At 64.9% G+C, this 11,218-nt stretch carries 8 protein-coding genes and 1 riboswitch; all 8 genes read right to left on the reverse strand.

The genetic code is table 11. The features are described 5' to 3' along the window. A partial coding sequence (locus JHD62_RS19985) for a sirohydrochlorin chelatase (RefSeq protein WP_199104356.1) occupies window positions 1–780 on the reverse strand: 780 nt, incomplete at its 3' end. Continuing rightward, window positions 777–1,499, reverse strand: a complete 723-nt coding sequence (locus JHD62_RS19990; protein ID WP_199104357.1) for a cobalt-precorrin-7 (C(5))-methyltransferase — start codon at window positions 1,497–1,499, stop codon at window positions 777–779. The genes JHD62_RS19990 and JHD62_RS19985, both read right to left, overlap by 4 nt. Before the next feature lie 29 nt (window positions 1,500–1,528). Continuing rightward, entirely contained in the window at window positions 1,529–3,475 is a 1,947-nt protein-coding gene (locus tag JHD62_RS19995) for a putative cobaltochelatase (protein ID WP_199104358.1), read from the reverse strand. Then, the gene (locus JHD62_RS20000; RefSeq protein ID WP_199104359.1) at window positions 3,472–7,605 is read right to left on the reverse strand and encodes a cobaltochelatase subunit CobN; all 4,134 of its coding nucleotides are present in this window, start codon (window positions 7,603–7,605) and stop codon (window positions 3,472–3,474) included. Before JHD62_RS20000 ends, JHD62_RS19995 begins: the two co-directional genes overlap by 4 nt. Further along, window positions 7,602–7,931 carry a ferredoxin gene (locus JHD62_RS20005; protein WP_199104360.1) on the reverse strand — a complete coding sequence of 110 codons (330 nt, stop codon included), beginning with the start codon at window positions 7,929–7,931 and terminating at the stop codon, window positions 7,602–7,604. The genes JHD62_RS20000 and JHD62_RS20005 overlap by 4 nt, the downstream gene beginning before the upstream one ends. A gap of 16 nt (window positions 7,932–7,947) precedes the next feature. Beyond that, the gene (locus tag JHD62_RS20010; protein ID WP_233161119.1) at window positions 7,948–9,072 is read right to left on the reverse strand and encodes a HoxN/HupN/NixA family nickel/cobalt transporter; all 1,125 of its coding nucleotides are present in this window, start codon (window positions 9,070–9,072) and stop codon (window positions 7,948–7,950) included. Window positions 9,073–9,109: 37 nt separating this feature from the next. After that, window positions 9,110–9,287, reverse strand: a riboswitch (cobalamin riboswitch). Window positions 9,288–9,329: 42 nt separating this feature from the next. Then, the gene (gene cobD, locus JHD62_RS20015) at window positions 9,330–10,316 is read right to left on the reverse strand and encodes a threonine-phosphate decarboxylase CobD (protein WP_199104361.1); all 987 of its coding nucleotides are present in this window, start codon (window positions 10,314–10,316) and stop codon (window positions 9,330–9,332) included. Then, complete coding sequence (cbiB, locus tag JHD62_RS20020) at window positions 10,309–11,217, reverse strand: adenosylcobinamide-phosphate synthase CbiB (RefSeq protein ID WP_370541101.1); 909 nt, start codon at window positions 11,215–11,217, stop codon at window positions 10,309–10,311. The genes cobD and cbiB overlap by 8 nt, the downstream gene beginning before the upstream one ends. Between the last annotated feature and the right edge of the window lies 1 nt (window position 11,218).

Genomic DNA, 11,218 nt, shown 5'->3' on the forward strand with positions numbered 1-11,218 from the left:
GTTCATGCTGGCGCGGCCTTCCACGCCTTCCTGCGCCCGCTCCAGAAACACCTCGGCCACATGTTCGTGCACGCCCAGATAAGGCGCAGCCAGCACTTCGATATCCGGGCAGCGCGCGGCCAGATCGTCCACCGCGCCGTAAATGCGCTTGACCAGCACTCCATCGAACAGGAAGTAAGGCAGCACCACGATGCGCTCAAAACCCAGCAGGCTGGCCGCTTTAAGACCGTCGGCCACCAGCGGGCGCGCAGTGCCGGAATAGCAGACAAAGGATGCGCCAAAGCCCATGCCTTCTTCCAGCATGCGGGTGAGTTTGGCGATTTCCGAGTTGGCGTCCGGGTCGGTAGTGCCACGGCCCACCACCACCAGACAGGTATCCGCGCGCGCCACCGTACGCGGCGAGCGGGCTTCGGCCTCGATGATGCGCAGGCGGCACAGCTCCAGCAGTCGCGGGTGCAGGTCCATCGCCGCGCCAAAGTGGAAGCTGGTGTCCGGGTGTTCCTGTTGCAGCGCCAGCAGTTCGCTGGGCATGTCGTTCTTGGCGTGGGTGGCGGCCAGCAGTACGCCGGGGGTCATCACCACCGTCTTGGCACCATCGGCAATGGCTTGGGCAACCGCCTGGTCGATGGTGGGCGTGGCGAACTCCAGAAAGCCGTGGTAGATGCGGCGCTGCGGTGCACGCTGGCGCATGATGTCTATCAGCGCCATGAATTCTGCGATGCCAGCCGGGTCGCGGCTGCCATGCCCGGCCAGCACGATGCTGTAGTCCTGCGTGCTCATTGCGCCTGCTCCGGCGTGGGCAGATGGCTGGGCTCGATCTGGCTGGTCATCGGCGTCTTGGTGCGGATCAGCATGATGCTCATGTCCGAGCAGCGGTGTTCGGCGCACTCGGCCAGCGTGCCGTGCCATTCGGCTTCGCCACGGGTGAGGTTTTCCCACACTTCCACCTGCTGGTCGGCCGGAATGCCGTTTTCCAGCAGGTAGGTGGCGATATGCCAGGGCATGAAGGAGCGTGCCTCGTCCCAGGGACAGGGAATCACGATGGCATTGCGTTGGTCTTGCAGCACATGCACCAGATGGCGCTTGAACGGGGTGAGGTCGCCACGGCGGTGGAAGGTGATGAAGGTGGTTTCGTCAAAACACACCTTGGCGCGCGAGGCCAATACCTGGGCCGAGGACAGGCCGGGCATGGTTTCCACCGGGTGGCCACAGGCGCGTTCCACCCGCTCCAGATACTGGAAGCCGCTGAAGTGGATGTCGCCCATGAATACCACCACGCAGTTCTTGCCGGCGTGGTGCAGCTTGGCCACTTCGTCCAGCTGGGCCACCTGGTCGCGGTAACCCATCTGGATGACCTGGGCGCTGTCCGGAATCAGCGGGCGCACCACGTCGATGACGGCGTTGAAACCGGCTACCACGTCGGCATTGGCAATGAGGTCGGCCGAGCGGCGTGGCAGGTAGCCGATATCGCCGGGGCCTGCTCCGATGCAGATAATCATGATGTGTCCTTATTGCTGGCGCGACGGCATCAGCCTAGTCGCGCCTGAATCGTGATGGTGAGTTGTTCGCTGGACAGCTGCTCGCACGGCAGGTATTCCGCCCGCAGCGCTTCGGCCAGTTGGCGGGCACGGCCCAGCTTGACATAGGCTTGTTCGGTATCCAGCACCAGCGCCGGAATGGCCGCGTCGGCCAGCTCGCCCGCCAGTTGCAGGCTTTGCTGCCACGGGTCGGCATGGTCTTCGCCCAGTGCCACATTGGCACGGCCGTCGCTCAGCACCACCAGCAGCGGCGACAAGCCCTGTGCGCCCTGACGGCCCAGCGTGCTGGCCGCCAGTTGCAGCGCATGCGGCAGCGGGGTGCGGCCGCCGGTGGGTAGCGCGTGCAGCGCCTGTTCGGCCTGTTCCACCTGACGGGTGGGCGGTAGCACCAGCTCGGCCTGACGGCCACGGAAGGCGATGACGGCAATCTGGTCGCGGCGCTGGTAGGCATCTTGCAGCAGGCTGAGCACCGTACCCTTTACCTGTTCCATGCGCTGCTGGGCGGCCATGGAGCCGGAGGCGTCCACCACCAGCACAATCAGATTGCCTTGTTTTGCTGTACGCACCTTGTCGTGCAGGTCGGCGCGGGTGATGGCAAATTCCGCCGGATTGCGCTGGATGGCATGGCGCAGGGTGGCGTCCAGTGCCAGCGCCTGCGGTTGGCTGCTGGGCACGGCGCGCACGCTGTGGCCACGGCGGGCATTCAGCACCGTGCTGCGGCGGCCGCTGGCTTCGCTGTCGCTGCTGTGGCTGGCCAGGCGGATGGTGCCGATGTCCTGCGGCGCACGGGCGGCAAACAGCTGCTCGCCGCCGTTGTCCGGCTGTGATGGCTCGTCCTCGCCGTCGTCTGCGGACGTGTCTTGCTGCTCGCCCTGCTGTTGCTCTGTGGCAGCGCTGTCATCGGCTGCGCTGGCGGGCGGCGGCGGATTTTGCGCTTGCTGGGTCAGCTCATCCAGCTTGTCCTGATCCAGCCCGCTTTGCTCGAAAGGCTTGCGGCGGCGGCGGTGCGGCAGCACCAGCATGGCGGCAGTGCGGATGTCTTCGGCACTGACCTGTGCCCGGCCATCCAGCGCGGCCAGTGCGCGGGCGGCCTTGTGCAGCACGATGTCGGCGCGCAGGCTGGCTACTTCAAATTCGCAGCACAGCTGGCTGATGAAGTCGAACAGGTGCTCGCTTACCGTGACGCTGGCCAGCATTGCCTGGGCCTGACGAATCTGCTCCTGCAGCGCGCTACCCTCGGCCTGCCAGCGGGCGGCAAAAGCCTGCGGGTCGGCTTCGAAGGCCAGACGGCGGCGTACTACCTCGCTGCGGATGGCGGCATCGCGCGGGGCGCTTACGTCCACCATCAGCCCAAAGCGGTCCAGCAGTTGCGGGCGCAGCTCGCCTTCTTCCTGGTTCATGGTGCCCAGCAAGGTGATGCGCGCCGGGTGGCTGATGGACAGGCCTTCGCGCTGCACGGTGTTGACGCCCATGGCGGCCACATCCAGCAGCACGTCCACCAGATGATCGGCCAGCAGGTTCACTTCGTCGATGTACAGCAGGCCACGGTGGGCATTGGCCAGCAGGCCGGGCTTGAAAGCCTGGCGGGCCTGCTTGAGCGCCTGTTCAAAATCCAGGCTGCCCAGTACGCGGTCTTCGCTGGCACCCAGCGGCAGGTTGACGAAGGGCACGGCGGCATCTTCCGCCACCGCATGTTCGCCCTGACAGCAGCTGCATTCGGCCAAGGGGGAGGCCGGGTCGCAGTTGAAGGCACAGCCCGGCACACGGCGGATGGGCGGCAAAATGGCCGCCAGCCCGCGTGCGGCGGTGCTCTTGGCACTGCCCTTGTCACCACGGATCAGCACGCCGCCTATGCTGGGGTCCACCGCACAAAGCAGCAGTGCCTGTTTCAGTTGTTCTTGTCCGACGATGGCGGCAAACGGATAAATCTGTTTCATGAGCGGCCTTGCGGATGTTCGCCACGCGCTTCGAGCATGGCTTCGCTATTCAGATGCAGTTGTTGCAGCGCGGCCAGCGTCTCTGGCTTGGGCTGCTGCCACAGCTGGCGCTGGGCGGCTTCCAGCAGGCGTTCGCTGATGGCATTGAGCGCCCACGGGTTGCTGTCGGCAAAAAACTGCTGCATGGCCGGGTCCAGCGCGTAGCGCGCGGCCAGTTCTTCGTAGACCCAGTCGTCCACCACATGGGCGGTGGCATCGTAGCCGAACAGGTAGTCCACGGTGGCGGTCAGTTCCAGCCCGCCCTTGTAGCCATGTTGCTGGATGCTGGCAATCCACTTGGGGTTGGCCACGCGCGAGCGGAACACGCGCAGCACTTCTTCCTTCAGCCCGCGCACTTGCGGCTGGTCCGGGTTATGGCTGTCGCCAAAGAAGGCGCGCGGCTGGCGGCCGGTGAGGCTGCGGATGGTGGCAATCATGCCGCCGTGGTATTGCAGGTAGTCGTCGCTGTCGAAGATGTCGTGCTCGCGATTGTCCTGATTGTGCAGCGCCACTTCCACGCCGGACAGGCGATGGCGCAGCGCGTCGCGTGCATCGGCCCCCTGTACGTGGCGGCCATAGGCATAGCCGCCCCAGTTGAGGTAGGCGGTGGCGAAGTCGGCGTCGGTCTGCCAGTTCTGCTCGTTGATCAAGGGCAGAATACCGGCACCGTAGCTGCCGGGCTTGGCGCCGAAGATGCGCAGCAGCGCCGGTTCGGCGGCGTGGTCCGGCAGGGCTTGCAGCAGATGGTGGCGCATGTCGTCCAGATAATGCTTGCGCAGATAATTGTCGGCCGGGTCTTCGTCCAGCATGGCTACGGCCTGCACTGCGTCGTCCACCAGCGCAATCAGCTGCGGGAAGGCATCGCGGAAAAAGCCGCTGATCCGTACCGTGACGTCGATGCGCGGGCGGCCCAGCTCGGCCAGCGGAATCACCTCGATGCCGGCCACGCGGCGGCTTTCGGCCTGCCAGCGCGGGCGCACGCCCAGCAGGGCGAGGATTTCGGCAATATCGTCGCCGTGGGTACGCATGGCGCTGGTGCCCCACACGCTGATGCTGACCGATTCCGGATAGCTGCCGGTTTCCTTGCGATGGCGCGCCAGCATTTCATTGGCCAGCTGGCTGCCCACTTGCCAGGCGGCTTGCGAGGGCAGGCCGCGCGGGTCGACCGAGTAGAAGTTGCGCCCGGTAGGCAGGATGTGCGCCATGCCACGGGTGGGCGCGCCGCTGGGGCCTGCCGGGACATAACCACCGGCCAGACCGCGCAGCAGGTTGTCGATTTCTTCGTGGGTGCGTGCCAGATTGGGCAGCAGTTCGCGCTGGATATAGTCCAGTACCTGTTGCAGGGCCTGGCTGTCACCGGCCTGCGGCAGCGCGGTGGCGATGATGGCGGGAATCGAAGCCGCCTCCGCACTCAGCATATGGGCCACCAGCTGGCGGGCCAGCTGATTGATGTGGTCGATGGCATCGCTGCGGGTGTGCAGCAACTGCGGGCTGCTCATTTCCAGCGCAGCGGGTACGTTTTCCAGGCGGCGGCCCTTGTCGTCCTGCAATGCCTCCCAGTCCACACCCAGGGCTTGCGCCACGCTGGCGGGTAGGCTGGGCACAGCCAGATTGGCCAGGCGGGTGAGGGCGCACAGCATGTCCACCAGCGCCTCGCCTTGCGGGGCCTGGCCGAGAATGTGCAGGCCGTCGCGGATTTGCGCCGCACCTAGTTCACACAGATAGCCGTCGATGTCCTCAATCAGATGGGCCACGTCCACGCCCTCCATCTTGGCCAGCGTCAGCGGCACGCCGTCGGCATTCAGCGTGGCGTCCCACTCGTGGGCATGGTCGTGGTCATGCTCATCGTGAGCGTGATGGTGGTGGCCGTGCTCATGATCATGATGATGGTGATGATCATGCGCACCATGGCTGTGTGTTGCACCCTTGGCCGCCGGGCGGAACTGCATGCCGGCTGCCTTGGCTGGTGTCGCTTTTCCGGCTTTGGCTGGCTGGCTCAGGCGATAGCCCGCTTGCGCTGCCTTGGGTGCATGCGGGTGGGCATGATCATGGCCATGGTGGTCATGGTCGTGATGTGCATGGTGATGACCGTGTTCATGTTCATCATGGTGATGATGGTCGTGCCCCAGCATGGCGGCCAGGTCGCTGTCCAGCTTGGCTTCCTTGATCAGGTCCCAGATTTGCTGCTGCAACAGTGGCAGCTTGTTCGGGTCCAGCATTTCCACCTGGTAGTACTCGTCCACCAGCTGGGTAAGCTGTGCCAGCGGGCCGTAGGTGTCGGCGGTGGTCATCGGCGGGGTCAGGTGGTCGATGATCACTGAATGGGCGCGGCGTTTGGCCTGCGAGCCTTCGCCCGGATCGTTCAGGATGAAGGGGTAGAACATGGGCATGTCGCCCAGCAGCGCGTCGGGGAAGCAGTGCTCCGATACGCCCACGCCCTTGCCCGGCAGCCATTCCAGCGTGCCGTGCTTGCCCACGTGGACAATGGCATCGGCCTGCCATTCGTCGCGCAGCCAGCAGTACAGCGCGTAGTAGTGATGGGTGGGCGGCAGGTCCGGCGTGTGGTATATGGCGTCCGGGTCCATGCCATAGCCACGCGGTGGTTGTAGCGCGACAAAGGCATTGCCCAGCTCGATGCCGGCAAATACCAGCTGGTCGCCATCGACATAAGCCGTACCCGGTGCTGCGCCCCAGCGTTCCAGCATGCGTTGTTGCAGCGGGGTGGGCAGTTCAGCAAACCATTGCTGGTAGCGCGCCAGCGGCACGCGGGCGATGGCCTGGCGCAGTTGATCGGCGCTGAGGTAGTCGGTGTCGTAACAGCCACGGTCGATCAGGCTGTGCATCAGTGCGTCGCTGCTCTCCGGCAGGGTATTGATGCTATAGCCATTGGCCTGCATCGCTTGCAACAGCGCATACAGCGAGGCGGCGGAGTCCAGCCCCACCGCATTGCCCACTTGCGAGGCCTTGCTGTTGGAGTTGGTAAAGATAAAGGCGATGCGCTTCTCCTCCGCCGGGGTGTGCTTGAGCCGCGCCAGCCGGGCGGCAATACCGGCCAGACGTCGCATGCGGTCCGGCAGTGGCTGGTAGTCGCTGCTGGCCGGGTCTTCCGGCTTGAACGATACCGGCACGCCGATGATGCGGCCGTCGAATTCCGGCAGCGCCACATTCATGGCAGTGTCCAGCGGGTTCAGCCCGCGTTCGGATGCTTCCCACTGCGCCTGGGTCATGCTGCTGGTGATGGCTTGCAGCACCGGGATGTCCAGTTGTTCGAAAGCCTCTACTGCCCAGCTGGCCTGGGTCGCGCCTTCGGCATTGACTTCGCCCATGGCAAAGGAGGTGGTGTTGATCAGCACGCAGGGCTGGCCGGCACGTGGGTCGCGCAGCAATTGCAGCGCTGCCGGCAGGCCGCTGTCGTCCTGGCTGCGCAGCGAGGAGGTAAACAGCGGCAGCGCGTTGATCTGCCGCTCGGCCAGCATGTCCACCAGCATGTCGATGAAGCGGGTGTTGCCGCTCAGCCAGTGGGCGCGGTAGAAGCTGATGGCCACCGTGGGCCAGCCCGGTTGGCGTATGCCAGACCAGTCATCCAGACTACAACCATCGGACAGCTCCGGGTGATACAGGCCGTGTTCCGGCAGTGCAGACGGCGGCAGATAGCCGTGGCCGGTCAGCAGCAGGCGGTCGGACAGATAGCGCATCAGCTGCGCCATATTGCTGCTGCCACCGGCTTGCAGGTAGGCATTGGCATCTTGCTGGATGGCCGGGGGGGCGGTGCTGAGTGCGGCCAGTTCCGGGTCTGGTTCGCCGGTGCCGCTTAATACGATCAGTGCCTGACGGCGGGCGATGGCTTGCTGGCGCAGCAGATCGAAACCGGGGATGGCCTGTACCCGGCCCAGCACGCGCAGCAGCAGGATGCGGGCGCTGGACAGCGGCCCGTCCAGTAGCTGCTGCATCTGGTTTTCATCCGCGATGTGTTGCAGGGCAATGCCCGACACCGGGCTGAAATCCTGCGGCCAGTGCACACGGCCCAGCGCGGTGAGGTCGGTACCGGCATGGCTGAGCAGCACGATGCCGCCATTGTTGTCATGCGTCATTGCGCGCTTTCCGTGCTGACATCGCCCGTGCCCAGGCGATGGAAAATCAGGGGTTCCACTGGTGTGCCGCCTTGCAGGTGCTCGCTGACAATGCGCTGTACTGCACTGGCATCCACCTTGCGATACCACACGCCCTCCGGGTAAACCACCATGATGGGGCCTTCCTTGCACACGGCAAAACAATGGCTGCGGGTGCGTTTCACCTTCAGGCCCTCGCAGGCGTCAATGGCCTGGCCCAGTTGCTTGAACATGGCCTCGGCCTGCTGGCCGTTTTCGGTACAGCGCGGGCCGGTACACATCAGCACGTGTTTGTAATGCAGTCGCATGCGGTTCTCGCGGCAATCACCCGGCCTGTTGGCCGGGCAGGGTGTCAAAACGTTTCCACTTGTAGATGGCGGCGGACAGCGCCCAGGTGAGAGCAAACAAGGCCACCACGAAATAGCCGAAGTGGGCCAGATTGTCGTTGAGCATGGCCACCACATCCCAGGCACCGCCGCTCAGTTGCAGCTTGTCGGCCAGCAGGCCCAGGGTTTCCAGCCCGCCTATGCACACCGCCACCAGCACCGATACCAGGGTAATGGTGAGGTTGTACCACAGCTTGCGGATGGGGTTGATGAAGGCCCAGCCGTACACTTCCACCATCAGCATGCTGTCCAGCGTGTCCACCAGCGCCATGCCGGCGGCAAACAGCACCGGAAACACCATGATGTTCCACAAGGGAATGCCGTCCGCGCTTTGCGAGGAGGCAATGGCAAACAGGCCGATTTCGGTGGCGGTATCAAAACCCAGGCCAAACAGCAGGCCGATGGGCAGCATGTGCCAGCTTTTGCTCACCATGCGGAACAAGGGCCGCAGCAGGCGCGACAGCAGGCCACGGTTGCCCAGCAGGATGTTGAGCTGCTCGTCACACACGGCTTCACCCGCGCGGGCGCGGCGGAAGCTGTGCCAGATGCCGCGCAGCGCGGACAGGTTCATCGCAGCCAGCGCCAGCAGGAAAAAGGCGGACACGCTGGTGCCAATGATGCCGCCGACTTCACGAAAACCATTGATTTGCTCTTGTAGCGCACGGGTGGCAAACACCACCGCAGCCACGGCGGCAATCACCAGCAGGGAATGACCGATGGAAAAGAAAAAGCCCACGCACAGCGGTTGCTGGTTTTCCTGCATCAGCTTGCGCACGGTGTTGTCGATGGCGGCGATATGGTCGGCATCCACGGCATGGCGCAAACCCAGCAGGTAAGCCAGCAAGGCGGTGCCCAGCTGGGCCGGGTGGTCGGCAAAGGCGGTGAGTGCCCAGGCCCATACCAGCAGGTTGGCTGCCAATAGCGGCAGCAATACCAGTAAATGACGGGAGCGGCGGGTGCTGCTGGAGGATAAAGACGAACGCAGGTCTGCTTGCATGATGATGCCCTCGGAGACGATACGTCGCCGCAAGCGAGGGCACTGTCCGCCTGCAGTGGGCGGCATCGTGCAATCCCCCGGTACACCCCGCCCGGATTCAGCCTGCGTCGACACGTATGACGGCCGGTCTCCTGGCTCGCGCTTCTTTACCCGGCATCGCCTTCCCGGATGGGCCGGTGGCATGTGATGCGGACTCGTCGCTTACAGTTGCGGGGGCAGCTGCGGTGTCTCACCGCATTCCCGTTTCACCCCGATGGGGCACCGTCATGGAAGCGGGCATGATACGTGACAAGCGGGTAAATGGGAATTCTGCCGACTGATTTTCAAGGCTTTTGCCATTGCGCCAGTGCGGTTTCCAGCCGCTGCCAGCCCGCTTCGTCGGGTGGCAGGCCAAGGCGCAGGCTGGGGCCATCGGCAAAGCGGCGCACCAGAATGCCTTTGCTCGCCAGAAAGTCGAACAAGGCCGGGCAGTACGCCCCGTGCAGCCACTGGAACAGGCGGCTGCCGCCTGCCGGAGTCAGGCCGTGGTCTTGCAGTAGCTGCTGCAAACGCTGGCTGTCGGCGGCCAGTTGCCCGCGCATGGCTTGCTGCCAGACGTGGTCCTGCAAGGCCAGTTTCACCACTTCACGCGCCGGGCCGTTGATGCTCCACGGGCCGATGGCTTCGGCCAGCTGTTGCAGCAATGCCGGCCAGGCAAACACAAAGCCCACCCGCGCGCCAGCCAGGCCAAAGAACTTGCCTACCGAGCGCAGGATAATCAGCCCCGGCAGGCCGACATCACCCAGCAGGCTGTGTTCCGGTGTGGCGTCCATGAAGGCTTCGTCAACGACCAGCCAGCCGCCGCGACTGGCCAGCCGGGCGCGCCAGTCTTGCAGCCGGGTGCGGGAAAAAGTGGTGCCGGTGGGATTGTTGGGGTGGCACAGCAGCAGCACGTCCAGTTCATCCAGCGCCATGTCAATGTCCTCGGGCGCATGACGGCTGAGCGTGTGGCCGTGCTGCTCCCAGTGCCAGGGGTGTTCGGCATAACACAAGGGCAGCATGCCCACCCGGCAGGGCGAGCGCAGCGTCGGCAGCAACTGGATGGCAGGCTGGGAACCGGCCACCGGCAGTAGCAGCGGGCTGCCGTAGTAATCCGCCGCTGCTTGCTCCAGCCCGTCGTCCTGTTCCGGCAGGCGCTGCCAGCTGCGCGGGCTGATGGCCGGCACCGGCCAGCCCTGCGGGTTCAGGCCGGTGGACAGGTCCAGCCAGTCTGGTACGGCAATGCCGTATTGCGCTGCGGCACGCAGGATGCCGCCACCGTGTTCAAGCATGAGAAAAACTCCAGTTGAGCAAGCCAGCCAGCAAGGCCAGTGCCACCCACAGCCACAGGCTACGCTGTACCAGCGCGATGGCGCGGGCGATGTCTTGGGCCACCGGCGGGCGTTGCAGGCCCAGCGTCGGGCGTTGTTTCAGCTTGCCGTGATAGCTGGCCGCGCCGCCCAGCAGCACGCCCAGCGCACCGGCACCGGCGGCCATCACCGGCCCGGCATTGGGGCTGTACCAGGTGGGGGCCTGGGCGCGCCAGCATTGCCAGCCCTGACGGGTATGGCCCAGCAGGATGTAAGTCAGCGCGGTGAGGCGGGCGGGAATCAGGTTGAGCACATCGTCAAAGCGGGCGGCGGCCCAGCCAAAGTGCAAAAAGCGTTCGTTGCGGTAGCCCCACATGGCGTCCAGGGTATTGGCGGCGCGGTACAGCACCACGCCCGGTGCGCCCAGCAGCAAAAACCAGAATACGGCGGCAAAAATGGCATCACTGCCGTTTTCCAGCACCGATTCGATGGTGGCGCGCGCTACCGCGGTTTCGTCCAGTTCGCTGGTGTTGCGGCTGACGATCATCGACACCTTGTAGCGGGCCAGCGGCAGGTCGCCCGCGCGCAGTGCATCCAGCACCGCCTGGGCATGTTCGCGCAGGCTTTGTGCGCCAATGGCCAAATACAGCAGCAATACCGAAGCCAGCTGCCCGATCCACGGTAAACGTGACAGCCCGCAGGCCAGGCCGGTCAGTGGCAGCAACAACAGGCTGATGCCCAGCACGCCGCGCAAACGCATGCGCCATACCGGCTCCGTTTGGACGCTGGCCGGGTAAAGTGCATGCTCCACCTTGCGTACCAGATAGCCATAGCCCACCAGTGGATGCCAGCGCCGTGGCTCACCCAGCAGGCGGTCCAGCACC

Source organism: Aquitalea sp. ASV11 (genome assembly GCF_016429185.1).
GTDB classification, from domain to species: Bacteria; Pseudomonadota; Gammaproteobacteria; order Burkholderiales; family Chromobacteriaceae; genus Aquitalea; species Aquitalea pelogenes.